Origin of the sequence: Burkholderia sp. 4NA327C6 (assembly GCF_005502655.1) — a bacterium.
In the GTDB taxonomy this organism is placed as follows: Bacteria; Pseudomonadota; Gammaproteobacteria; order Burkholderiales; family Burkholderiaceae; genus Burkholderia; species Burkholderia contaminans.
On record NZ_SCNZ01000002.1, the window covers coordinates 293,796 to 319,196 of the forward strand.

Annotated in this window: 13 protein-coding genes; 4 read left to right on the forward strand and 9 right to left on the reverse strand. The window is 68.5% G+C overall.

Annotation, left to right across the window (positions count from 1 at the left end; genetic code table 11):
- Positions 1-50: 50 nt before the first annotated feature.
- The 5 genes from FFS49_RS03230 to FFS49_RS03250 form a co-directional block, all read right to left on the reverse strand.
- Entirely contained in the window at positions 51-13,427 is a 13,377-nt protein-coding gene (locus FFS49_RS03230; RefSeq protein ID WP_137950993.1) for an LWXIA domain-containing protein, read from the reverse strand.
- Between the two features lie 217 nt (positions 13,428-13,644).
- Positions 13,645-14,433 carry a lytic transglycosylase domain-containing protein gene (locus FFS49_RS03235; RefSeq protein WP_105818116.1) on the reverse strand — a complete coding sequence of 263 codons (789 nt, stop codon included), beginning with the start codon at positions 14,431-14,433 and terminating at the stop codon, positions 13,645-13,647.
- A complete protein-coding gene (sctR, locus tag FFS49_RS03240) occupies positions 14,430-15,104 on the reverse strand; it encodes a type III secretion system export apparatus subunit SctR (RefSeq protein ID WP_039360892.1) in 675 nt (224 codons plus the stop codon). The genes FFS49_RS03235 and sctR overlap by 4 nt, the downstream gene beginning before the upstream one ends.
- Positions 15,105-15,107: 3 nt before the next feature.
- A complete protein-coding gene (gene sctQ / locus FFS49_RS03245) occupies positions 15,108-16,271 on the reverse strand; it encodes a type III secretion system cytoplasmic ring protein SctQ (protein WP_105818115.1) in 1,164 nt (387 codons plus the stop codon).
- A 369-nt stretch (positions 16,272-16,640) separates the two neighbouring features.
- Positions 16,641-17,039: a winged helix-turn-helix domain-containing protein gene (locus FFS49_RS03250; protein WP_039360897.1), complete on the reverse strand. Its 399-nt coding sequence runs from the start codon at positions 17,037-17,039 to the stop codon at positions 16,641-16,643.
- 448 nt (positions 17,040-17,487) lie between these two features.
- On the opposite strand from FFS49_RS03250, the gene FFS49_RS03255 reads away from it, so the two are divergent.
- Entirely contained in the window at positions 17,488-18,690 is a 1,203-nt protein-coding gene (locus tag FFS49_RS03255) for a Fic family protein (protein ID WP_105818114.1), read from the forward strand.
- 130 nt (positions 18,691-18,820) lie between these two features.
- Positions 18,821-19,069 carry a hypothetical protein gene (locus tag FFS49_RS41860; RefSeq protein ID WP_171026715.1) on the forward strand — a complete coding sequence of 83 codons (249 nt, stop codon included), beginning with the start codon at positions 18,821-18,823 and terminating at the stop codon, positions 19,067-19,069.
- On the opposite strand, the gene FFS49_RS03265 is transcribed toward FFS49_RS41860, so the two are convergent.
- The gene (locus tag FFS49_RS03265) at positions 19,027-21,237 is read right to left on the reverse strand and encodes a xanthine dehydrogenase family protein molybdopterin-binding subunit (protein WP_105818113.1); all 2,211 of its coding nucleotides are present in this window, start codon (positions 21,235-21,237) and stop codon (positions 19,027-19,029) included. The genes FFS49_RS41860 and FFS49_RS03265 overlap by 43 nt on opposite strands.
- A 2-nt stretch (positions 21,238-21,239) precedes the next feature.
- Positions 21,240-21,701, reverse strand: coding sequence for a (2Fe-2S)-binding protein (locus FFS49_RS03270; RefSeq protein ID WP_006480868.1), 462 nt, complete (start codon positions 21,699-21,701; stop codon positions 21,240-21,242).
- 181 nt (positions 21,702-21,882) lie between these two features.
- Here FFS49_RS03270 and FFS49_RS03275 point away from each other — a divergent pair, with 181 nt between their 5' ends.
- The gene (locus FFS49_RS03275; RefSeq protein ID WP_039360906.1) at positions 21,883-22,806 is read left to right on the forward strand and encodes an AraC family transcriptional regulator; all 924 of its coding nucleotides are present in this window, start codon (positions 21,883-21,885) and stop codon (positions 22,804-22,806) included.
- A gap of 132 nt (positions 22,807-22,938) precedes the next feature.
- Here the strand turns inward: FFS49_RS03275 and FFS49_RS03280 are convergent, their stop codons facing one another.
- Both FFS49_RS03280 and FFS49_RS41865 read right to left on the reverse strand, forming a co-directional pair.
- Positions 22,939-23,412, reverse strand: coding sequence for a hypothetical protein (locus FFS49_RS03280; protein ID WP_226285403.1), 474 nt, complete (start codon positions 23,410-23,412; stop codon positions 22,939-22,941).
- A gap of 846 nt (positions 23,413-24,258) precedes the next feature.
- Positions 24,259-24,822, reverse strand: coding sequence for a hypothetical protein (locus FFS49_RS41865; protein WP_171026716.1), 564 nt, complete (start codon positions 24,820-24,822; stop codon positions 24,259-24,261).
- A gap of 231 nt (positions 24,823-25,053) precedes the next feature.
- Between FFS49_RS41865 and FFS49_RS03295 the strand changes: the two genes are divergently transcribed.
- Positions 25,054-25,377 (forward strand): hypothetical protein, encoded by a 324-nt coding sequence (locus FFS49_RS03295; protein ID WP_071332224.1) that lies wholly within the window; start codon positions 25,054-25,056, stop codon positions 25,375-25,377.
- The last annotated feature ends 24 nt before the right edge of the window (positions 25,378-25,401 follow it).

Sequence of the window (25,401 nt, forward strand, 5' to 3'; positions counted from 1 at the left end):
CGCCGCGGCGGATGGCCGGCGTTCCGGCCATCCGCGGTCGGACTCGGCCGTCAGCCGACGTTCAGCGGCGTGCCGATCGCGAGACGGCCCGGATCGCGCGCGGCCGACGGATTGAGCTGCAGGATCTCGTTCAGCGCGCGCGCGTCCTGCTCGCCGCGCGTCATCGCCTGCTGGTCGGCGCGCGATACCTGCGCGGCGTCGAGCAGCGACTGGCGATGCTGGTCCGCGATCACCCACAGCGAATCGCCGGCGACGACGATGTACGGCTGCGGCGAGTTCGATGGCGCCGGCTGGCTCGACGGCGTGCCTTGCGACGGTTGCGGCGCCGTCGTGCTCGTCGTGGGCGACGGTGTGGCGGACGATGTGGCGGATGGTGTGGCGCTCGGCGACGCAGATGGCGTGGCACCCGGCAACGCGCCTGGCGCGAGATTCGACTGAGACGGCGAGCCGCCGCCGAAGATCCAGTTGAACAGGCCGCCGATCATCGGCGCGACGCCGATGATGAACTTGTAGCCGAACGCGGCGACCGGAATCATGACGACCGCGGTCGGGATCTTCTTGACGAACGGCGTGGCGTTCGGGAAGTGCGTATTGAGCCGGCCGGCGAGCAGCAGCGCGGTCGACGTCGCGGTCGCGACCGCGAGATCGTATTCCCCCTGGTTCCATTGCGACGCGGTGGACAGCCCGCCGAGCGCGACCGACGCGAAGTCGCCCGCCGAATCGAGCACGCGCACGACGCGGCTGCGCTTGTCCGCGTTCACGCGCCGCGACACGATCAGGAACGACGCGCCCGCGTATGCAGCGCCGAGCGCGCCGCTGGCGACACCGGTCGTGCCCAGCGCCAGGCCGAACCAGTCGTGCGCGCCGGCGATCTTGCCGATGCCGCTCGTGACGGTGGCGACCGATGCGACGGCCGTGCCCGCGCGTCCGGCGATGCCCAGCAGGCTGCGCGGATTGCCCGCGTGAAGCTGCTGCAACGACGTGCCGCCGACGAACCCCTGCATCTGCGTGAGCACGTCGTCGGCGAGCGCGGTGATGTTGGCCTTGGCGTCCTCGAAGCTCATCGTCCCGCGCCGGTATTGCCGGACGTATTGCCTCGCCATCGCCTGCGCATCGCGTACCGCGGCGTCGAGCTGGATCGGCCGGTGTTCGCCGTATTCGTGCGTCTGGGAGCCGAATTGCCGCACGAGCGTCGTCTCGAGATGCGAGAGTGCCGCGACCGCGGCTTTCGGGTCGCCCGACTGCAGGCTGCGGATGGCGCCCTGGTGCATCACCTGGAACACGCGCCCGAGACGCGACGCGAGCAGGAACGACGACGACATATTGCTCATGACGGTCGGCTTGATCCAGTGGAACGCGGCGTCGAGGCCGATCAGGCTCGACGCACCGAGGACGATCCCGCTCGTGATGCCCGTCTTCCACCGGTCGGACGGCTCTTTCGACGGCCGGTGCACGCGCAGCGCATTGAGGTGCGCGGCCGCCTCGTCCATCGTCGCGTTGGCGGCGGCGGGCGCATCGGGCTGGGCGATGGCCTTGCGGTTGGCGCCGATCGGATGCGAGCCGTCGTGTTGCAGCGCCGGCCGGCCGGTGACCTTCTTCCAGTGCAGGCGGCTGTCGGAGGCCGGCTGCGGCGCCAGCTTCGGCCGCGCGGGCGTGGCGGCGCGATGGCGTTTGAGCCAGTCGCGGCCGATCTCGCGCGCCTTCTTTTCGAGTTTGCCGACGTCGTCGTCGCCGATACGCCGCCACATGCTCTGGCCGTACTCGTTCGTTGCGCGACGCGCCTGGTTCAGCAGCGTCGACGTGTTGTGCTCGTACAGTTCGTCGCGCAATGCGGCGATCTCGCCGTCTGTCATGCCTTGCGTTTTCGCGATGCGCTCGACCTCCGTGAACAGGATGCGCTGCTGGTTCGCGAAGTCTTCGGCGCTGACCGGTTCGTAGACGCGCGTCAGTGCATCGCCGCCGTGCAGTCTCGCGAACTTTCCGGCTGCGTTCAGCTTGTAGTCGACGAGCTTCGCCGCCAGCGCGCGCGTCAGATCCGCATTCGCGATGAAGTCGTCGCCGTGCGTGCCCCAGGACAGGCCGACATGAACCCAGTCGAGCTGTTTCCGGCTGAGGATGGCGTCCAGCAACTGCACGTGGCCTTCGCCCGGCACCGGCTCGAGCACGGCATCGGCGCCGTGGAAGGTCAGCATCACGAGCGGCGCCTTCTCGCCCTCGTGCTGCTTCGCCCACGTTTCCAGCGATTCGGCGATGCGCCGGATTTCGGCGTACCCGTTGTTCGTGCCGGCCATCGCGTGACCGTCTTCGCGCGACACGAGCGGCCGCGACGGCGCGGCCTCGAGCCGCAGCAGGAAGCCGTATTTCGATGCCGCCGTGAGCCACTTGTGCAGGTGGGCGAGGTCGTCGAGTTCGAGCGTGTGCTGCGTGCCGTCGGGATCCGTGCGCGTGATCGTCGCCGTATCGTCGTCGTAGCGGGCGCCCGTCGGGTCGCCGAACTTCCTGGCGCGCTGGATCAGCCCCGGGTCCTGCTTGCCGCCGACGGCGGCAGCCTGCGAATACGGATCGACCTGGAGCGCGACGGCCGGGAGCACGCCGCCGTACTGCTCGAGGTACTGCCGCATCGCCTCGGGATCGTCGCGCAGCGAGAACGAGCGCGACATCGGGACGAGCCGGTCGCGGATGTCGGGCGGCAGTTCGGCGTACGCGTCGATCAGCTTCCGGTCGGCGGTTCGCGCGGCGCCGTGGTCGATCACGAACTGCTGCGAACGGCGCACCAGCCTGTTGCGGCCGCCGCCCGGATTGGCGACGGCGCCGTGCGGATGCAGGCTCGAAGCCTCGCGCCACATGTCCAGCGTCTTGAAGATCTTCTTCCACAGCGTGGCGTCGGCCATGATGGCCCGCGGCTCGTCGCTGAGCGTCAAGCCGTTGCCGTCGTGCTTGCCCTGGTCGCGCTTGCCCCATTCCTTGACGCGTTCGAGCGTCGACGCGAAATCGGCGACCTTCGCCTTGCCGTAGCGCGTGACCGATTCGACGATCGTGCTCGACACGAAGGCCGGCTGGTACGGTTCGAGCGCGATCGGCTTCGCGGCGGGTACGGCCGGCGGCTTTGCCGGCTGAACGGCCGGTTGCTTCGCTTGCGGTTTGCCGCGCGCGGCCTTGCGGCCGGGTTTGCCGGGCCGGCCGCCCGCATTGCGTTTGCCCGCGGCGGGCGGTGCGGCGGGCGCGGCCTGGGCCGCCGCGGCTTGCCGCGCTGCCTCCTCGGCCTGCAGCGCGGCCTCCTTCAGCGCGGCGGCGCGCGGCACGAACGCATCGGGGGCGAGCGAGGACAGCAGGAAATGCTGGTTGCCGCCGAACGGCCCGCGGCCGATCGTCGCCCGATCCAGCGGCAGGCCTTCGTTGTTGCCGTCGCGGTACTCGGCGAGGGTGTCATACCAGCGGATCGTGCCGTCCTCCACCGCGATGAGGCCGGTGAGCGTGCCGCGCAGCGCGTCGGTGACGCTCCCTTCGTGGTCGAACACGTACACGAAGTGGCCCTCGGGTATTTCGCCCATCTCGATCGCGCGCAACAGCTGCGGCGCGTGCTGCGCGTTGAAGTCGAGCGCGGTGTCCGGCGTTGGCGGCAGCAGGTTCGGCGTGCCGGCATCGGCCGCTTCCAGGTTCTTTTGGCGCAGCGACGGGCGAACCCGCCCGAGCACGCGCTGGACGTAGGCATCGGGCTTCGACAGCGGGGTCTTCCGGTCGTCGAGCGCGCGGCGCATTTTGGCCGGTGCGAAGCCGCCGTAACTGTCGACGACGTCGTGCGTGACGTCAGCCACGACGAAGCGCACGCCGCGGCGCCCGTCGGGCAACAGGCGCGAGCGTCGCCGGAACGCGTCGGCGAGCTCGCGCTCGGCGATCGTCGCGTCGCCCAGCGACGTGGTTTCGACGTACGTCCATTTCTGCTCGGCATCGAGTGTCGCGTACCCGAGCACCTTGCCGGACTTGCGATCGATCGCGTAGAGCGTCGTTTGCGCGCCGGGATGCTTGCGCGCGTATTTTTCCGCCTGCTTCGGCCGCTGGAAGCGGGGCGCATCGTCGAGCTGCTTCACGGTGGCGACGACGTTGTCGGCGGCGCCCGTGGCCGACGGTTCGACGTCCCACTGGCGCAGCTCGCCGAAGTACGCCTCGATGCGCGCGGCGCCGCCAAACGAGCGCAACGCGTCGAGCGGGACGGGCGACAGGTAGTAGTCGTAGTTCTTGCGGCTGGCGTCGCCTTTCGACTTGAGCGGCAGGAACGCATCCTGCGCGACCTTCGGGTCGATCTCGTCCGATGCCGGCTTCTTGTCGATGAACTTGCCGTTGGCGCTCGTGCGCAGGCTCGCGATGAACTCGGGCTGCGGATGTCGCGCGTCGACCCGGTCGGCCGGCCGGTCGATGTGCGGTGCGATCAGCACATGGGCGTCGTTGCCGAACGCCGCCTTCATGTCGTCGACACTGGCGAGCTGGTCGCCGTCGATGCGGACGAGGTCGCGCTTGCCGTGCGTGGCGAGCTGGTCGAGCGCACGCTGCCCGCGCTTGACGGCCGGTCCCGACGCGTGCGCGGGCGCGGTTGCGCGCCGCCGCGACAGCGGGGCGGGGGCCGGCATCTCGCGCGGGACGCCGCCGGCCCGCATGCGGGCCGCCTGGCTCGTGTAGTAGTCCCGATAGGTGGCATGGCCGGGCACCGACGGCGCGGCGTCGCCGAACGCGGCCGCAAGCCGGCGCAGCCCGGCTGCGTCACCGGGCATCACGTGATCGGCCTCGCGTGCGATCGCGTCGGGCAGGTGGGCATCCTTCGCGATATCGATGCCCGTGTCGCCGGCAAGTTCGCGGCGCACCGCGAACGCGTTCGCCTGCGCGCGCGCCTCGGCCATCAGCGCGCTGTCGGTCCACGCTTCTGGCGACGTGTGGTCGAGCGCCAACTGGCCGGTGATCGCCTCGACCGCATGCTGCGCTTCATGCGCGAGCGCATAGACGAGCGTGCCGGTGCCGCGCAACCGCCCGTCGAGCACGATCCGTTGTTTCGCGGTGTCGATTCGGCTGCCGCGTCCGGGGCGGCCGAGCACGACTTTCCAGCCGGCCGCGTGCGCTTGCGCGACCTGCCCGCTGAGCAGGGTCGAGCGGTCGACGAGTGCGTAGGCTTCCTTCGGCAGCGGCGCGCCGCCGAAGCGCATCCGGATCCGCGTGATGACGGACGGCCTTTGCGCGAACGCATCGGGCGGCAGATGTTCGGTGATTTCCGGATGCGCGAGCTCGATCGCTCCGCGCGCGATGCCGTCCTCGAGCACGACGCGCAGCGCGCGGATGTCGCGCACGATGCCGTCGACGTTCAGCCGCGGCGCACCGACGTCGAGCGACGACGGGTCGCTCAGGTAGAAGTCGCCCTGGGCGTCGAACACGCCTTCGAAATCGTAATAGAGGCCGTGCCGCTCGGTGATCTCGCTCGCGCGATCGAGCTGCGCGAATGCGTCGTGCGTGACGCGCTCCGGCAGCACGCCGGCGGTCACGTCGTGGCTGCTGAGCGACGCGAACGGCTCGTACATCACGGCCACGCGGTCGAATGCGGCGAACGGGCCGCCGAGCGTGAGCGTCTTCAGCCCGTACGCACGCAGTGCGGCGAGGCCTTCCTGCTCGTGCCGGATCGCGTCGATATGGTTGAGGATCGCGCGGTTGTCGGTGCCGAGGTAGATCCCGATCGCATTGCGGCGGCCGAGTTCGAACACGGTCTTTTCGATGCCGGCGCCGGTCGCCGCGCCCATGACGCGCTCGACGGGCAGACGTGCGGTGGGGTCGCCGCTCGTGTGGACGCCGTTGCCGTCCACCGCGAGCGGGCCGAGATCGGGGCGCGTGTGCGGCGCCGGGTCGAAGCGCAGCCACGCGCGCGTGGGGCTCAGCGCGGCTTCGGCGCCGAAGCCGACGGCAATCGTCGGCGGCACGTGCACGGGCCGCTGCCACACGTTCGCGAGCCATGCGCCCGCGTCGCGGCCGTTGCGCGCGGCGAGGATGATCGCCGCGCCGGGAAAGCCGAACACGGAGCGGTGCGCGAGCGTGAACTCGACCGGCGACCACGGGCGGCCGTCGGCGTCGACGAGGCGGCCCTGCGCGTCGGTCGTGCCGCGCACGATCACGATGCCGGCTTCGCGGTCGTACGACAGCCCGTCCGAATGCAGCAGGCGCAGGTCGTCCACGCCGCTCACGCCGCGCCCGTCGAACGGCGAGGCCTTGACGGGACGCGCACGCGACCACGCCGTTTCGGCCGCGAGCGCGGCGGCCGCGTCGTGCTCGGGTGCGGCCAGCGTCGCCCGGCCCGATTGCGTGGCCTGCGCCTGCCGGCGGTACAACTCGCCGTAGCTGATGCCGCCGAGCGAGGTCGGCGCGTGTTCGAACGCGTCGGCGAGGCGTGCGATCGACTCGGCATCGCCGGGCCGCGCGCGGCCGTATTCGTTGGCGATCGCATCGGGCAGCGCGACGTAGCGGCCGATGTCGACGCCGGCGTTCGTGCGAATCTCGTCGCGGATCGCGAACGCGTTCGCCTGCGCGCGGGCTTCCGCCAGCAGCGCGGAGCGCACGTAGCGTTGCGTCGACCCGTAGTCCAGCCCGAGCGTGCCGGTCACGGCTTCGGCGGCATGACCGGCTTCGTGCGCGAGCACGTAGACCATCGAACCGGTCGAGCGCAGGTTGCCGTCGATCGTGATGCGGCGTCGCTGCGTGTCGATCTTGCTGCCTTCGCCCGGGGTGCCGCGCACGACTTTCCAGCCCGCGTCGCGAACGAGCCGCATCTGCTGCGACAGCAGGCCCGATGCATCGATCAGGCGATAGGCTTCCTTCGGCAGCGGCGCGCCGCCGAAGCGCATCCGCACGCGTGTGATGATCGAAGGCTTCTGCACGAACGCGCCGGGTGCCGGCGTTTCCGCGAGTTGCGGATGCGCAAGCTCGATCTTGCCGCGTTCGAGGCCGGTCGTCAGCGCGCGCTCGATCAGCGCGAGGCGCTGCATTGCCGTGAAGTGCTCGCCCGCCTCCATGCCGATCGAACCGGGGTCGCTCAGCAGGAAATCGCCGTTGCGCGTGAACAGGCCCTGCAGGTCGAAGCCGATACCCGTGCTTTCGACGACGGCACGGATCTGCCGGATATGTTCGAGCGCCGCGCGCGACACCACGTGCGGCAGCGCGCCCGTTTCGAAGCTGAAGCTGTGGAATACGCCGAGTGGCCGGTACAGCACCGCGACGCGGTTGAGTGCGGAGAACGGGCCGCTCATCGTCACGGTTTTCAGGCCGTACGACGCGAGATCGTCGAGCGCGATGCTTTCGTCGATCGCCGCGTCGAGCTGGTGGGCTTCCGATGTATGGGGCCCCTTGTCGTACACCGCGAGCGCGGCGTCGTCGCCGAGCGCGAACACGGTTTTCTCGCCGCCGAAGCCGAGCAGCTCGCCGACGTGGCGTTCGACGTCGATCCGTTCTCCCGGCCGGCCTTCGACGTGTACGCCTTCGGCGTCGGCCGTCAGCGGGCCGAGGTCGTGCGGTGCCGCGGGCGCCGGGTCGAAGCGGCGGAACACGCCGGTGTCGAGCAGTGCGGCATGCGCGCCGACCGCGTGCGCGGGCGGTGCGTACACCGGCCGTTGCCACAGGTTCGCGAGCTGCGCGGCGGCGGCTTCGCCACCCTGCTGCGCGGACAGCACGATCGAATAGCCATCCTGGATCATGAACGCGGGCGCCTGGTCGAGCGCGTATTCGTGCACGCCGGTCGGCCGGCCGCCCGTCAGCAGCGTGCCGTCCGGCAGCGTGTCGGCGTGCAGCATCATCACGCCGGCGTCCTCCAGCACCGTGAAATGGCGGCTGCGGGCCGCCTGCAGTTCGGACACCGTGGGCGCCGGCCGCGCACCGAACGGCGACGCGTACTCGGCATGCGCGCGGCTCCACGCGACGCGTTCGTCGAAGCTGCGCACGCCGCGCGGCGTGTCGCCGGATTCGCGCGTCTGCGGCGCGGGCATCCGGCGCGGAATGCCGCCGCGGCGTTTCTGGCGCGCCCATACGTCGTGATAGAAGTCGCGGTAAGTCTCGCCGTCGCGGCCCGATACGGGTGCGTCGGCGAATGCGTCGACGAGCCGGCCGACCGTGCCCGCGTAGTCGTGCGACGGCGCGCGCCATGCGTCGCCTTCGTGCTCGATCGCATCGGGCAGCCGCACGTGCGCGGCGATGTCGCCGCCGCCCGCGAGCTGGATCTCGTAGCGGGCCTCGAACGCATTGATCTGCGCGCGCGCCTCGGCTTCGAGCGCCTTGCGCGTGAAGCGGCTGCGGTTGCCGTAGTCGAGATTGAGCACGCCGGCCATCGCCTCGACCGCATGCCGCGCTTCGTGCGCGAGCGTGTACGCGATGCTGCCCGGATGCTGGAGGCCGCCGTCGATCGTCACGCGGCGCTTGCGCGGATCGATGCGGCTGCCGCCGCCGCGCTTGCCGAGCGTCACGCGCCAGCCGGCGTCCTGAAGCATGCGCAACTGCGTCGCAAGCGTGCCTGATTGCATCGCGAGTGCCTGCGCCGCTTCGGGCAGCGCCGCGCCGCCGAAACGCATCTGCATCCGCGTGATCCAGCCGGGGTTCGACGCGGCAGGGTCGGGCGGCGGCGTTTCGGTCGTTTCCGGATGCGCGGCGGCGAGCCCGGTCTCGTCGTTCGCGGCAGCCGGGCGCGCGTCGGTCGCGTTCGCGCGGGCGGCCGTCCGGTCGGCGGTGTCGGCGGCCGCCTTGCCGGCGGTTTTGCCGGTGTCCGTCTCGCGTTCCGCCGTGCGCTCGACGGTGGCGGGGCGCTCCGGCTTGACGAGCACGAGCACGCGATTCGGTGCGCTGAAGATGCCGTCGAGCGCGCTGACGGGTTCGGCCGCCGCGGCAGCGCGCGGCATCGCCGGTTCGTTCGGGCCGCGCTTGCCGGCCAGCACGATCACCGTGTCGTCGCCGGCCGCGGGGCGGGGCGACGCCGGTGGCGCTTCGTCGGCTGCGCCTGCGCCCGGCAAGCCGGTTTCGGCTGCCGCGGTTTCCGGCGCGGGATCGAAGCGCAGCACGCGCGCGTCCGCGCGAAGCTGGCCGTCGGCGCCGAACGCGTCGGGCGCGGCCGCGTAGACGGGCTTCTGCCAGCGGTTCGCGAGTTCGGGCGCCAGCGCCGCGTCATGCTCGCCGGCGACGACGATCACGGGTTCGTCGAGATCCTGCGGGCGCAACGGGGACGGCCGTGCACCGGGCGCGTCCTGCGCCGTGCGGTCGCGCACGACATAGACGGTGCGGTCGCCGACCTCCAGCGGTTCGGCGCTCGGCCCGCGCGGTACCGCGATGCCGGCCGGATCGCGCGTGGCCGGCCGCGCGGCGGGCGCTTCGTCCGTCAGGTCGACGACCTTCACGTCGACGCGCGGCGGTGCGCCACCCGTCTTCGTTCGCGTGCCGGCGCCGGCTGGCTCGTCGAGTTCGGCGGCCCGCGTGCGCAGCGCCTGCGCATCCTGGCTGCGCCGGTCGCTGCGCGCGGCCGCCGTGCGGTCGACTTCGGTTTCGTCGTGCTGCTGGTCGACGCGCGCGCGCTCCTGGCTCGCGCGCTGCGTGCTGCGGGCGTTGCTCGCGGTGCTGGCCGTTTCGCTTTCGGCGGCCGTCTGCGCGAGGCTGCGCGGCGCCTGCGCGTCGGCGCCGTTCGCCTGCCGGATCGCTTCGCTCGTCTGCGCAATGGCGTGATCGAGGAGCTCGAGCCGGGTCTTCGGGACGACGTTCGGCGTCGTGGTCATCTCGCCGTCCGGGCCGAACGACAGGCGCTCGCCGGTTCCCTTCACGTCGTCGACGCGCGTGCCGTTGGTCCATTCCTTGGGCGACGCCGACACGACGGACAGCGTGCCGTCTTCGCCGAGCACCACCGATTTGCCGGGCGGCATCTGCTTGCTCGACGTCTTGTCCAGCACGCGGATCGGCTGGTTGTCGTAGGTCAGGATCTTGTCGCCGACCATCAGCATGCCGTCGGGCGACACCTTCACGGCTTCGCCGTCGAGCGTCGCGCGCGTGCGGCCGTAGGCGAGCGACGACACGTCGCCCTTGTTCAGGATCTGGCCGAGCATCCTGCTGTCGACCGTGACGGTCTCGCCGTCGGTCGTGCGGATCGGCACGGGCCGGCCGGTGCGGGTTCGTACCGACGTGACCGCGCGTTCCTTGAGGCCGCCCGCGGCCATCAGCGCGACGTTGGTGAGCCCGGACTTGAGTTGCTCGCCGGCCGCTTTCTTGTCGCCTGCGAGATAGTCGACGCCGGCCTCGCCGAACGCCTCGACCGCGCCGCCGACGCCGGTCACGATCGCGGTGGCCTTCGCGCCGGTGGAAAGCAGCGACGCGACTTTCGGCGTGCGCGTGAGCGCCGTCACCGCGCGCGTGAACAGCTTGCTGCCGGCGAGCTTGGCGGCGCCGGCGGCGCCCATCGGCACGAGATTGATGAAGTCGGCGCGCGCGCCCGCGTCGGTGAACGGATTGATGCTGCGGCCGTGTTCCATGCGCGTCGCGATGTCGAGCCCCGCGCTGGTCATCGATGCGCCGATCGCGGTGTACATCATCCCCGCACCGAGGATGTTCAGCGGCACGCCGACGATCGCGCCGATTCCGGTGCCGTCGAGCAGCCCGCCGATACCTTCCAGCGCCATGCCGCCGACCATCATGCCGATGTTCAGGCCGGTGCTGGTCAGCGTGTTCAGGAAGCTGTCGAAGCCGCTTTCATGATGCGCGGCCTTCGACACGAGCTGCAGCGAGCCGTCCGCGTTGTGGCCGGTCGCGATGTCGACGGTGCCGTCCTTCGACAGCTGGTTGTTGTCGATGTAGTCGTTGATGTCGTTGTAGGTGCTCGCCGTCTCGTCGACGTATTGCGTGCCGTCCTTGCCGGTGACCTTGAAGATCGCGCTGGTCGTCATGCCGGCGTCCTTCGCCGCATACACCATCGGCAGCACGCTGACCTGCGTGGTCGCGCCGCCGCCGACCTTCAGCAGCGTGTCGCGCACGCTGTTGATCGTCGACAGCTTGTCCTTGTCGGTGAAGCGCGCGACGTCGTCGTTCGTCGGTGATACGGGATCCGAACCATCGCTCGACGAGGCCGTGTTCGGCACGTCGGGCTGCATCCCGAGCGCGACGCCGATCAAGTTGCGCTGTTCGTTGTCGGTCAGCTTGCCGAACGCGATCGTATTGCCGTTCTGCGTGCTCGCGCTCGCCGCGTCGAGCAGCGAGTTCGACAGTTCGCCCCGATGCGCCTCGTAGAAGTCGTGCAGCGCCTTCTTGTAGTCGTTGCCGGCATCCGAATCGGGCGCCGCGTAGCGCAGCCGCTCGTCGAGTCCCGCGTCGAACTGGTCCATCAACACCTGCTGGTGCGACGTCTCGCTCATCAGCTGCAGGCGCTGTACCGTGTTGTCGGCTTGCGTGACGGCAGCCTTCGCCTTGTCGAGCTGGTCCTGGTACAGGTTCGGCCGAGGTGCCGACGGTGCCGGGATCATGTCGTCGCCCGCGACGTAGCGGAACCGCACGGGCGGCGGATTCGCGGCCGCCCAGTCGTCGTACTGTTTCTGCACCGATGCGAGCGTGCTCTTTGACTGTGTCTGCTGGATGCGTGCCTGCGACAGCGCGGCCTGGGTTGCGCGCTCGTTGACCGAATTCGCGAGCCGGCTGTCGGCCGCGCGGATCGCGCCTGCGACGACCTGCAGGCGCTTTGCATCGAGCAGCGTCGGGCCCGCCGGGGCGGCCTGCGTGGCCGGCGACTGCGGCAGCACGAACGGGGACGAGTCGGTGAGCGACGGTGGCAGTCCGCCATTCGCGGTCGACAGCGATGGCGCGGGCAACGGTGACGACGTCGGCAGCGTCGGCGTGCCGGTGGGGGCGGCGCTCGCAGCGGTCGACAGCGACGATGCGGGCAGGGAAGGCAGGCCGCTTGCGGTCGACAGCGACGGCGCGAGCAGCGGGGGCTGGGTCGTCGGCTTCGTGAAGATCGAGCGCGCGTTGACCTGCGCCTGGATCTGCGACGCCTGGTCGTCGTACTGCTGCGCGAGCGTCGCGCCGTAGGTCGCGACGAAACCGTCGTGCGCGATACCGGCCTGCTGTTGCGCCTGCGACAGTTTCGCGTATGCGTCGCCGACGTCGAGGTCGACCTGCGGATCCTTCAGCATCGAGCCGGGGTTGGCCTTGTGCCAGGCGTCGGCGGCCTGCTGCTTCTTCGTGTAGTCGGCCTGCAGCGTGTCGACCTGATGTTGCGCGGACAGCATCTGCAGATAGCTGCCGCTCGTGTTCGCGGCCGTCTGCGCGCGGGCGAGCGCGGTCTTCGCATCCGACACCGCATTCGCCATGACCACCGTCGGTCCTTCCTTGCCGCTGACCGAGTCGTACGTTTGCTGCGCGTTCGTGAGCGCCAGGCTGTCCTTCGCGGCGCCGGCCGCGGCATTGGCATAGTTCGCGTCCTTCGCCGCCGCCGTGACGGCCTGCTGCGCGGCGTCCTGCGACGCCGGCGCGTCGGGCATCGTGACCTGCAATCCCTGCTGCTGAAGCGCATCGTTGAGCCGGCCGACGCCCGAGTCGAGCGCGTCCTTGTAGTCCGGATCGGCGAGATACGACTGGAACTGCGTATAGGCGAGGTTTGAATTCGCGACGTCCGCGTAGTACTTCGACGCACCGACGGCGGCCGTTGCGCTGGCGGTCTGCCAGTCGTCGAAGAGCCGGATCTGCAGCGGGTTCTTGCAGTCGCTCTGCTGCGGTACCCAGTTCGGATCGTTCGCGTGCTCGGGAAACGCGGCCAGCAGCGTCTTGAACTGCTGGTCGGCGGCATGTTGCGCGTCACCCGGATCGGTCACGTTGCCGGAGTCGTCGATCTTCATCCCGGCCGGCATGTCGGCGTTCGCCTGTTCGCCGTACAGGATCATGTAGCCCGCGTCGGTCGTCACGTTCAGGTCGCGCTGCGCGCTGTCGGCGGCGGTGCGCGCCTTCGCGTAGGCATCCTGAGCGGTCTTGCGGTCGTCGGGCGTCGATTCGGGATCGCGGTTCACGAGGCGCAGCACGTTCTGCGCGCCCTGCAGCGATTGCGATGCGTTGTCGTATTGCGTCTGCGCGTCCTGGATCGCCTTCTGCACCGCGCGCGTCTTGTCGTTCTCGACCGTGATGTCGGGCGGCGGCACCGTGTACTGCGCGGCCATGCTCTGGACCAGCGAGGTCGCGGATGCAATTTCGGGGTTGGTCGGCTTCGACGGATCGGTGGACGGCGTCGCGGTGACCGGAATCGGCGGCGTCGCAACCGGGTTCGCGGGGCCGGCCGACGAATCGTCCTTCTTCGGCGGAGGCGGCGGCGGGGGCGGCGGTGCGACGACCGGGTTCAGCGTTTCCGACAGGAAGCGCTGCCAGTTGACGCCCAGTCCCAATCCGTCGATCAACAGCATGCTCGTCTCCCTGAAGGCGCGGCGCCATGCGCGCCGCGACGCGATCCGACGAGTGTAGGGACGCGCGTTGCGGCCGGATCGCCGCTGTTTCGTAGCACGGCCGCGCGGCCGCCGCGCGAGCACACCGCACGCTACGAGACGCGTGCAGTCCGACGGCGGTGCCGCGTCACGTGGCGCGCTGGCGACGTTCGCGCCCCTGTAATCGGGGCGCGCACCGCTACTCGTCGAGACACTTCACGCACAGCCGCTTCGCCTGGCTGGCTGCGAGCCCGCGGCACATCATCACGACCGGGCGGGCGTGGCACGACGGCGCATCGGCGGACGCGGCAGGCGACGGCAGCCGGCGCGCGCGCTCGGGCGGCGTGGTCGCGGCCGCGTCCATGCGACGCTGGCGCGCGGGCGGCGGCGTGTCGGTCACGACGGGAATCGGTCCGACGCCGCCTTCGCGCGCGTTGCGCTGCGCGCTGGCGACGACGCGGCTCACGTAGCCGCTCGAGAAGCCGGTCGTGAAGTTGCCGCTGTAGTAGCACGACAGCGCCGCGCGCAACGCGGCCTGCGTGGCGCGACCGGTGCCCGACGAGCGCGCGAAGCATTCGGTCAGGATCGCGCCGCCGGCCCGCAGGTTGCGGCACGGTTCGAACATCGTCGCTTCATCGAGCCCGTATTTCGCGAAATTGCGCTCGTTCACCTGCGCAAGGCCGACGCTGTAGCTGAAGCCGCGCGCCGCGAGCGCGCGCGCGGTCGCGCGTGCTTCGTCGAGCGACGCGGGCTGGCGCGCCAGATGGCCGCCGACCACGCCGATCGCATACGGATTGAAGCCCGACTCGGTACGCACGAGCGCGGCGAGGGTATCGGGATCGACGTTCGGCGCGCACGCACGCGCGAGCGGCGCGAAGCCGGTGCCGGCGCCTGCGGCCTGCGCGCCGCGCAGCGGCAGGCACGCGAAGGCGAGCGCGGCCAGCGCGTACAGGCAGGCGGCGGCGGTTCGCAGGCGGTGCGCGCTCATCCCGCGCCCGCCACCCGGTACGACATCACGAGGCCGTGCACGAGCAGCGACCAGCCGTCAAGCGCGACGAACAGCAGTAGCTTGAACGGCACCGAGATCGTGGTCGGCGAGATCATCTGCATGCCGAGCGCGAGCAGGATGTTCGCGACCAGCAGGTCGACGACGATGAACACGATATAGATCACGAAACCGATCTGGAACGCCTTCGTCAGCTCGGCGAGCGTGAAGCTCGGCACCAGCACCAGCAGGTCGTCGTCCTTGATGCCGTCCGCGCGGTTCTTCGGCCACACCGAGGTGGCGGTGCGCACGAAGAATTCGCGGTCGCGCTGCCGCGTGTGCGACACGAGGAAATCCTTGATCGGCGGCAGCGCGGCATCGGCGAGTGCGCCGACGTCGGCCGTCGACAACTGCCCCGACGCATCGAAGTGGCGCGCCTGCAGCGCGTCGCGGATCGACATCCCGACGGGCGCCATGATGAACAGCGACAGGATCAGCGCGATGCCGTTCAGCACGAGGTTCGGCGGCACCTGCTGGATGCCGAGCGCGGAGCGCAACAGGCCGAGCACGACCACGAGCTTCGTGTAGCTCGTGACCATCAGCGCCGCGAACGGCGCGATGCCGAGCGCGGCGATCACCGCGATCAGCGCGACCGGATTCGGCAGATTGCCCATCGTTCAGCGCTCGCGCGGCGCGGGTTGGGTCAGCGTGACGACCCGCACGCCGAGCTTCTGGCCCACCGCGATCAGGTGCCCCGTGCCGATCAGCATCCCGTTCGCGACGAGATGGATCACGCTCTGGTTGATCCCTTGCTGCAGTTCGATCACGGCGCCGGGTTGCAGTGCGCTCAGCTCGCCGAGCGGCATCGACGTGGGCGGCAGCTCGAAGCGCAGGTCGACCGCGAGGCCGTCGAGCGGGCGCGGCGCGTCGGCGGCGGGCGCGTCGTGCGTCGTCGGCGGCGCGGCATCGGTGCGGGTCGGTTCCAAAGGCATCTCCCTGATTCGTTCGACGGTCAGCCGGTTGCCCGACGGCCGTCCGGTAATTTCCCATGCCGGCGCGGCAGGCAGCCGCGCGACGCACAGCAGGTTCTGCTCGTGGGCCTGCCAGCGCTCGATCGCGATGATGTCGCCGCCGACGACGTCGGCCAGCTCGGCCGTCGTCAGCTCGGTCCGGCCGATCTCGAACACGAGCGGCACGGGCAGGTTCGCGTAGGCCGCGCGCGCGTCGGCGGGGGCGGCCGGTGCGGCCGGCCGGCCCGCGAAGAACACGGCCAGCGCATCCGGCGCGTCGAACAGCAGCGCGCCGTGGCAGCGCCATGCGGCGTCGGCGCGCCGCAACTCGAAGCGCAGCGCGGCCGGCGCGGCGCGCCACGCCGGCACGCTGTCGGGCGGCGGCAGCAGTTCCACGCGCTGCCGCGTCGCCGTCTGCAGCACGGCGGCGAGCGGCGCGCCCAGATCGGCGAGCAGTGCCGCGCGAATCACGGCCGGCACGGCCGGATCGGCCGCTTCGCCGAGCCATTCGGTTTCCGCGAGCGGATCGATCCACAGCGTGCCGGCCGCCGGGCCGACGACGAAGCGGTACGCGTGCGCATCGGCGGCCGGCTCGGCGTCGACGCGCCAGCGCACTTCGTATGCGTGTTCGCCGAGCGTGATCGCGACGGCGCCGGTTGCGCAGTACGCGTGCGACAGTCCGCGCGCGGCGGCGGCGGACAGGCGCGGCAGATGGGGCGACGCGTCGAGCGCGACCGCGGCCGGCGCGGCGGCGGGCGGTGCAGCCGCGGCGGGCATGGCCCGGTGCACGGCGTCGCCGGCGTCGGCATTCGTCTGGAACAGCGCAGGCACGGCGGGATCGGGGCGAATTCGGCGTTGATTCGACGGGTTGTTCTGGGGCCGGCGGCGCCGACGGGCGCGCGGCTGCTGCGTCGATTGTAGGGACGGCGATGGCCGCGTGCCGCGCCGGAATCCGTAGTCGCCGCGATCGCCGGCAGGCGGCGTGAGCAGGGCGCTACGAAGCGCGATGAGCGGCCGCGAAGCGGAGCCCGCAAAGGCAACCGCCGCCCGGAGGCGGCGGTCGGGTCGCGACTGGCTGGCGGGCCGGGCGGCGTGCAGGCTGCGCCCGACGGGCGGGCCGCGAGGCGCTGCGGCTCGCCGCAGCGCGTTGGGGGGACACGTTGCCCGCTTGCCGCGAACGCGCGGCGCGCGGGCGAAGCATTACGCGTAGTCGGCGACCATCGCGGGCTGCGGCGTAGCGCGCAGGATCGGCGCGGCTTCGTGGCGCTCGACGTGCGTCATCGCCGCACCGAACAGCACGAGGCGATAGCCGACCGCGTAGATCGGGATGATCCGCAGGTTCTTGTCGTGATCGAGCTGCAGCTTCGAACGGATACGCGAGATGTGGGTGTCGAGCGTGCGCGACGACACGCCGAGTTCACGGCCCCACACGGCTTCCTGGATTGCCTGCCGCGGCACGATCTTGTTCATGTTGTCGAGCAGGAATTCGACGACGTCGAATTCACGCGGCGTGACATCAATGATTTTGTTGTCGATTTCGATCGTGCGGCGCACGAAGTTGATTTTTATGTTGTCGATGTACAGGTATTTGCAATCCATGGTGGCCCTCGCATGTCCGTAAAGGAGTGTTTGCGAGTCCTGTGCTGCAACTTCCGGGCCAGGGGCGGATCGTCGGGTATCGACAGCCGATCTCGCCGGTACGGGCGGCGCTACGTCATTGAATTTAAACGAGTTTTTGTGGTGCGCGCGCAACGGACGGAAAAAGGGACAGGGTAATGGTGAAGGATTGTTACGTAGCATCGACGGGCGACGTTACGGGCGTTACGTCCGACGTAACGTGCTGGGCGAGGTGGGGCGAACAGGCGCGAGGCCGGATAGGCGAGTAGAACGGAAACCCTACATGGAACCCTACATGGAACCCTACATGGAACCCTACATGGAACCCTACATGGAACCCTACATGGTTCGATTGAAAACCAATATAAATCAGTAACATAAGTGGATATAATTGCCGACAACGAACCCTACACGAAACCCTCCGGCAAGCATGACGACCGTCGCTACCTTCGAACCCCTGTTTCCCGAGGATCGCGTACTCGATCCGCTGCTCGAACAGGCCGCCGACCTCGTCGATTCCTCGCAGCGGCTACTTGCCATACGCGAGACGCCGCTGGCCGCCGCGCTCGTGCCGCAATTGCGCGCGATGAATTCGTACTACACGAACAAGATCGAGGGCCAGCACACGACGCCTGCCAGGATCGAAGCGGCGCTGCATCGGGATTATTCGTCCGATCTCGCCGAACGCAGGAAGCAACGTTTCGCGGTTGCGCATATCGCGGCGGAAGCCGCGCTCGAGGACGAATGGCAGGCACTGCCGGTCAGCGCGTTATTTGAACCGGCGCGCATCTCGGCCATTCACGATTGCTTCTTTTCCTACCTGCCGGACGACGAACGATCCACTGACGACGGGGGCGTTGTCGTCCCCGGCGAATTTCGTCGCTCGGACGTGACGGTCGGGCGCCATCTGGCGCCGGAGCCGGCAATGATCGAACCGCTTCTCCAGGCCTGGGCGACCCGTTATGCCCGCATTCGCGCGAAGGAATATCAACTGATCGGCATTGCGTGTTCGCATCATCGTCTCGCCTGGGTACACCCATTCATGGACGGCAATGGTCGCGTGGCACGCCTGCATTCGTACCTTGGCCTGCGAGCCGCCGATCTCACTCATGGACTCTGGTCGCCGCTTCGGGGGCTCGCACGAGAGCACGAGCAGTATTACGCGAGGCTGAGCGATGCCGATCAGACACGCCGCAACGATCTGGACGGCCGTGGCAATCTATCGCAGGAAGGATTGGTCAGGTTTGCGCGGTTTTTTCTCGACTGCTGTCTGGATCAGGTCCGCTTTATGGTGCATATGACGCAGTTCCAAGGAATGACGGGGCGGCTGCTGGATTTTCTGAGATTCCTGGAGGCCAATCCATGGATGATTCGCTCGGAAAAATCCGTGATCAAACCGGAGGCCGCGGCACTTGCGATGGAGTTCGTGGCGTTGCGCCGAACCGTCACGCGAGCGGAATTCGCGCAGATGCTGGGCGTAAGCGACGTATTGGCGCGACGGATCGTGCGATCGCTGCTGGACTGCGGGCTGCTGACCTCGCCTTCGCATCGCGGCGAGCTTTCGTTTGGATTGCCATTGAGCAGCCTCCGGTTCCTGTTTCCGAGGCTTTGGCCCGAAGTCGAGCAGGAGTGAGTTGCGTCAGTCGGCTCGCGATCGCTCCGTCGGCGTCAGGCGGCCCTGAGATTGCTTCGCCGTCACTTCGTCCGGGTGCGTTGGTGCTTCGCCGCGGATTCTCGCCGATCCACCCGGATCGAATCGGGACATGAGCCGTTTTTCCGAATCGCGAATACATCGCTTCGAGACGCTCGCCCTGACATGGCACGCCGGGATGCGCACCCTGATCTCCGCCGGAACCGCCAGCGAAGTTGATTGCCGCGACCACGCCATCCGGATTTTCGGCTGCCGTGGCCGTTCAAACCCGCCGGCCGCAAGGCGTTTCCGCCCCTCGGCCGGCGTTCCGGCCCATCCTCAAGCCTTCGCGCTATCCGCCGAATCGAACGGCAGCACGTAATGCCGCTTGCCCGTCGCCGCGAAGATCGCGTTCGCGACCGCCGGCCCGATCGGCGCGACGCCCGGCTCGCCGACCCCGGTCGGGGCTTCGGCCGACGGCACGATATGCACTTCGACCTTCGGCATCTCGGCCATCCGCAGCACGTGGTAGCCGTCGAAGTTGCGCTGCTCGACCTGGCCGTCCTTCAGCGTGATCGCGCTGTGCATCGCCGCGCCGAGCCCGAAGCCGATGCCGCCCTCCATCTGCGCGGCGACGATGTCGGGATTGATCGCGATCCCGCAATCGACCGCGCACACCACGCGCTCGACCTTCACCTTGCCGTCCGCGTCCACCGACACCTCGGCCACCTGCGCGACATAGCTCTTGAATGCCTCGGCAACCGCGATCCCGCGCCCGCGGCCCTTCGGCAGCGGCTTGTCCGGATCCCAGCCGGCCTTCTGCGCGGCGAGGTCCAGCACCGCGCGCATGCGCGGCTCCTTCTCGAGCAGGTCGCGGCGGAACGCGTACGGATCCTTGCCGGCGGTGTGCGCGGCTTCGTCGATGAACGCCTCGACCGCATAGGCCGTGTGCGAGCTGCCGACCACGCGCCACCACAGCACGGGCAGGCCGACCTTGGTGGTGGTGAGCTCGACCGACACGTTCGGCACCGCGTACGGCAGGTTCGCCGCGCCCTCGACCGAGGTGGCGTCGATGCCGTTCTTCACCATGAACGCCTCGAACGGCGTGCCGGCGAGGATCGACTGGCCGACGATCCGGTGGCGCCAGCCGACCAGCTTGCCGTCCGCGGTCAGCCCCGCGTCGAGCTTGTGGAAGTACATCGGCCGGTAGAAGCCGCCCTGGATGTCGTCTTCGCGCGTCCACTGCAGCTTGACGGGCTTGCCGTCCGCGCCGAGCGCCTTGGCGATCGACACGGCCTCGACCACGTAGTCCGACCACGCGTTCGCGCGCCGGCCGAAGCTGCCGCCCGCGTACAGCGTGTGGATCTGCACCTGCTCGGGCTTCAGGCCGGCCGTCCGGGCCGCGTTGGCCTGGTCGACCGTCTGGAACTGGTCGCCCGCCCAGATCTCGCAGCTATTCGCCGTCAGCTTGACGACCGCGTCGAGCGGCTCCATCGGCGCGTGCGCGAGATACGGGAATTCGTACGTCGCGCTGATCTTGCGCGCGGCGCCCGTGATTGCCGCATCGGCATCGCCGTCCTTGCGCGCCGACGTGCCCGGCTGGTCGGCGAGCTGCCGGTATTCGCGCATGATCTCGTCCGAGCCGCGCTTCTCGGCGTTCGTTTCGTCCCATTCGATCTTCAGCGCGTCGCGGCCCTGCTTCGCGGCCCAGAAGCCGGTGCCGACGACGGCGACGCCGCCCGGCACCTGCACCACCGACACGACGCCCGGCACGGCCTTGGCCGCCGTCGCGTCGAACGACTTCACCTTCGCGCCGAAGCGCGGCGGGCGCTGCAGCAGCGCGACGCGCATGCCGGGGACGGTCGTGTCGAGCGTGAAATGCGCGGTGCCGTTCGATTTGGCCGACGCGTCGACGCGCGGAATGGGGTGACCGATCAGCTTGAAATCGGCCGGCTGCTTCAGCGTGACCGTGTCCGGCACCGGCAGCTTCGACGCATCGGCGACGAGCGTGCCGTACGCGGCCGTCTTGCCGCTCTTCGCATGCGTGACGACGCCATTCGCGGTCGTGAGCTCGCTCGCGGGCACCTTCCAGCGGGCCGCCGCGGCCGATACCAGCATCGCGCGGGCCTTGCCGCCGGCTTCGCGCAGTTGCTGCCACGAGTTCGACATGGCCGAGCTGCCGCCCGTGCCCTGCATCGTGCCGAACGCGAGGTTCGCATAGCGTTTCGCATCGGCGGGCGCGCTTTCGACGCGCACGTGCGACCAGTCGGCGTCGAGCTCCTCGGCGACGATCGTCGCGATGCCCGTATATGCGCCCTGGCCCATTTCGACGTGCTTCGCGATGACCGTGACGGTGCCGTCGGGCGTGACGCGCAGGAATGCATTCGGCGCGAAACCGGCGGCGGGCGCGGTTGCGGCGAGCGCGCGGCGGCCGAAGCCGCTGAAGTCGAAGCCGATGGTCAGGCCGACTGCGGCCGCGGCGCCCGCGGCCTTCAGGAACGTGCGGCGCGACGGACGCACCGACCCGGTGTTGTCGAGTTCGATCGTCATGGTCAGGCTCCCAGCGTCGCGGCCGCGTCGTGGATCGCCGCCCGGATGCGGGCGTAGGTCGCACAGCGGCACAGGTTGCCGTTCATCGCGGCGTCGATGTCCGCGTCGGTCGGCTTCGGGTTCTGTTCGAGCAGCGCGGTGGCCGACATGATCTGGCCGGACTGGCAGTAGCCGCACTGCGGCACCTGCAGCTTGACCCAGGCGGCCTGCACGGCCTGCGCGGGCTTGCTCTGCAGGCCTTCGATCGTCGTGACGTGCTTGCCCGCGATGCCGGCGAGCGGCAGCACGCACGAGCGGACGGCCTGGCCTTCGAGATGCACGGTGCACGCGCCGCACTGCGCCATGCCGCAGCCGAACTTCGTGCCGGTCAGTCCCGCGTGTTCGCGAATCGCCCAGAGGACGGGCATCGACGGATCGGCGTCGAGCGTGACGTTCTTGCCGTTGAGGACAAACGAGGTAGGCATTGTGATTGTCTCCGTGGGGAAAACCCGGCATGCGCCCGGTCAGCGGGCAGTGTGCGCGAGGCATCGGTTTTTGCGTCTACCCAATCCTGCAAATTTATTGAACAATCCTGCAAATCCCCGGCAGGTCGCGGGCGGTTTCGCTATGCTCCCGCGACATGAGGAAATCTATCGAGGAAGCGTCATGGACATGACCGATATCGTGGCGTCGCGCGAATCCGGGCAGCGCGAGCTGGCGACGCTGATCAGCCGTTTCGCGCCCGCGGACGGCTCGCATTCAACGGCCGTGCCGGGTTTGATGCTGCACCGGCACACGCGGCCGGTCGATCTCGGCTGCGGTGTGTCGCGCGCCGCGCTCGTGATCGCCGCGCAGGGATCGAAGCGCGTGATCGTGGCCGGCCAGGCCTACGAGTACGACGCGCAGAATTGCCTGATTACCTCCATCGACTTGCCGATCCTGTCGCGCGTGACGCGCGCGTCGCCGGACGCGCCGTACCTGTGCCTGTCGCTGACGCTCGATCCGCAGCGCATCGTCGAGCTCGCGGCCGAGATGCGGCTGCCCGAACCGGACGCGGGCCCCGAAGGCGAGGGGATCGCGCTTGCCGAGCTGACGCCGCCGCTGCTCGATGCCGCGCTGCGGCTGATGCGACTGCTCGATACGCCGGCCGACATTGCGGTCGTCGCGCCGCTGATCGAAAAGGAACTGCTGTACCGGCTGATGACGAGCGGGCAGGGCACGCGGCTGCGGCACATGGCGATCGCGGGCAGCCAGACGCACCGGATCGCCCGCGCGATCGAATGGATCCGCGATCACTTCGCCGAGCCGATGCGCGTCGAGTCGCTCGCGCAGGCGGTCAACATGAGCGTGTCGTCGCTGCACCATCATTTCAAGCACGTGACGACGCTGAGCCCGCTGCAGTACCAGAAGCAGTTGCGGCTGCACGAGGCGCGGCGGCTGCTGCTGCGGCAGGGCGGCGACGTCGGGTCGGTGGCCGCCGTCGTCGGCTACGAGAGCGCGTCACAGTTCAGCCGCGAATACAGCCGGCTGTTCGGCGCGCCGCCGATGCGCGACGTCGTGCAGTTGCGCAGGAAGGAACTGCTCGGCTGACGGCAGATCGCTGAAAGCCCGCGCGCCGTCGATCGCCGCGCGTGTCATCGGGCGACCACCGTCGTCTGCAGGAAGGGGGCGCCGCCCGTCACCAGGACGCGCTGACCGGCGCGCGTCTCGAGCGCGACCCTGTCATTCATGGCTTTCTTCTTCGTCGAGCAGATCGAGGAACCCCACGTCGATTTGCTCGACGGCGGTGCGCACGCGTTCCATCCCGCTGCACGGGTAGCGCTTCGGCAAGCGCCGGCTCGCGTGGGCCGAGGTCGACGAAGCGCCGCGACAGGCGCTCCGGTTTCGTTGGCTACCCCGTTGATGCTTGAACGACGCGCACGTCGATCGATCGGTGGTGATCTTCATCGCCTTTTCCCCGATACGCGGATTGACGAGCAGGCCGCCGTCCGTGATCTTGTGCCTCGGCGTGCCGCTCGGTGAGAGCCGGAAATCAGGCAATCGGCATGCCATGAACGATGCCGTCGCGATGCGCAGGGGAGCGGCGCCGCGATTGCCGCGCGATATGCGCGCTTCTGTTTCATACATGTATCGTGGGGACAGAAAAGCGGGCGGGTCAATTGCCGGAAAGATGCGATTCGATACGACGAAAAGCACGATGAATCAGGATTTTGCGGGAATGGCGTCTTCAAAAAGGTGTTGAGTTTGAATGTTTCATCAATGAGAGGTGCATGGGTAGCGGCTTAAAAATGCATTCCAGAATGCACCGCGACGCGGGTGATTCGGTGCATGAAAGTCGTGGCGAATGAAAATGAAAAAGTGATGTGCGGCGCGACGGGTCGCGAGTTTTCATTTGTTTTAATTGTTACGCAGACACGAAGTTTTCATTTTTACGGTTCATTTCGGCCATCGAATAGGGTGTGATCCTGTCGGTATTTTCACGGATGAATCAAATTCGTTCCGGTCATCAGGGGAAACGCGTGTCGACGGCTCGTCGGAGGCTGCTGCGCCGGGCTTTCGGTGGCCGGTGCCGGCCGAATCGATTCTCGTTTGTGACGGCACGGAAAGGGGGCGCACATGCCGCACCCCCCGGTTTGCAGGCGGAAATGCCTGCGCTGCCTGCCTTGCACGGCAGCCCGGTTCTCAGGTTTGAAACACTCGTTCATCCGGCCGTCCGGCGCGGGCCCGTCGGCCGGATTCGTCCGTCTAATCCGGCGATTGCGTCGCGGCGCTCAACGATCCGAGCGGGTGTCAGACTGTTATTGCGATACATTCCTGAAACAAAAAATGTCGTTCCCGGCGCTGCGTGCCGCCGTGTCGGCCGTTTGCCGCGCGCAATCTGCGGTGGAATATCGCGTGGCACGCTGCTTGCGACATTCGACGTACCGGCGGGCGGCTGAAACGAAGTAACAAAGCGGTGGGGCGGCCAACTCGTCAATAAGCAGTCGGGGAAACGGCGATGAAGACCATAAGCTGTAAATTGATCGACGCGTACTTTGCGCATCATTGGGGTAGTCGGAAAGGCCGGGGTGACGCTCGCGACGCTGTGCCAGCTTCGCGAGTTGCGCTGTCCCGGTTTCTTGCCCGCCGCACGCTTCGCGTGCTGGCGCGGTTGTCGCGTTTGTCGCGCCGCACGGCAGTCGGGCGACAGCGATACTCGCTCTCATTCAGTTCACCCGGATGGATCAGGCTGTTCGTGCCGGACAGCGTGATGCCGATTCGTCTTCGGTCAAGCCGGGTCGCTTCGATCGCGCCTGGCCCATGCGGGCGCCGGCCAGAGTAGATCGAGCGCCCGTCGGCCGGAATATCCGGAAGACTTTTCATCGTCAGCTCAGGGAGAAGCCATGCCACCTGGCTGCAATGCGGGCCCGTCGTCGCTCCGGTAAATGGGGTGTTTTCAACGACGCTGCATTTTGCGGTGGTTAATGTATTGGCGTATTGGCGAATTTTCGATTCCGGAATGGGATGCCGCATGTCGGTATGCCATCCGGCGGGGTTTCGAATATCGCAAGCCGGAAAGATTTTTAAATCGTTCCGGCCTATCAAGCAATGGTGTTTTAGGTTCACGGCCAATGTTCATAAAAATAATAGAAAACACCTACCAAAAAAATTTGGATAACAAAAAATCTCGAAGCTAAGCTTCGTCTGGCAAAAATCTCAAAAAAACGTGATTGAAAAGGAAGTAAGAATTTATTGATTAGATAGTGATCCTTAATTTTTGAGGATTGCTCAAGTCGGGAAGATTGATGGCGTGCGATCTTCCTGATTCACTCCGTCCACGCCGTTTTGGAGTCGACCATGAAGAAGCTTCTGATTGCAGCAGCAGTTCTGGCGGTTTCGGGTGCAGCGTTCGCGGGCAGCGGCACGGTGTCGGGCAGCAGCTCGACGAGCGGCGGTTCGACGGCAGCTGGCGTTGCAGGGTTCGGTCATTTCACCGCAACCGATTCCGGCTCGGCACTCGGTGCAGCCGGCGCACTGGCCGGCGGCCCGGGCAGCGGTTCGATCTCGTACACGAACCACACCCAAACGTCGTCGGTTGGCGGCTTCGGCTTCGGCGGCGCACAAGCCACCGGCACCAGCGGCGCGAATGCCGGTTCGATCGGCTGGACGTATCACCACTAAGCCGCGACGCGTAGCGTTCGTCAT

Excerpts from the sequence above, each read along its gene's own strand:
- FFS49_RS03270 (WP_006480868.1), bottom strand. The coding sequence starts at position 21,701 with ATGCCTACCTCGTTTGTCCTCAACGGCAAGAACGTCACGCTCGACGCC.
- FFS49_RS03265 (WP_105818113.1), bottom strand. The coding sequence starts at position 21,237 with ATGACGATCGAACTCGACAACACCGGGTCGGTGCGTCCGTCGCGCCGC.
- FFS49_RS03230 (WP_137950993.1), bottom strand. The coding sequence starts at position 13,427 with ATGCTGTTGATCGACGGATTGGGACTGGGCGTCAACTGGCAGCGCTTC.
- FFS49_RS03295 (WP_071332224.1), top strand. The coding sequence starts at position 25,054 with ATGAAGAAGCTTCTGATTGCAGCAGCAGTTCTGGCGGTTTCGGGTGCA.
- FFS49_RS03275 (WP_039360906.1), top strand. The coding sequence starts at position 21,883 with ATGGACATGACCGATATCGTGGCGTCGCGCGAATCCGGGCAGCGCGAG.
- sctR (WP_039360892.1), bottom strand. The coding sequence starts at position 15,104 with ATGGGCAATCTGCCGAATCCGGTCGCGCTGATCGCGGTGATCGCCGCG.
- FFS49_RS41860 (WP_171026715.1), top strand. The coding sequence starts at position 18,821 with ATGAGCCGTTTTTCCGAATCGCGAATACATCGCTTCGAGACGCTCGCC.
- FFS49_RS03235 (WP_105818116.1), bottom strand. The coding sequence starts at position 14,433 with ATGAGCGCGCACCGCCTGCGAACCGCCGCCGCCTGCCTGTACGCGCTG.
- FFS49_RS03250 (WP_039360897.1), bottom strand. The coding sequence starts at position 17,039 with ATGGATTGCAAATACCTGTACATCGACAACATAAAAATCAACTTCGTG.
- FFS49_RS03255 (WP_105818114.1), top strand. The coding sequence starts at position 17,488 with ATGACGACCGTCGCTACCTTCGAACCCCTGTTTCCCGAGGATCGCGTA.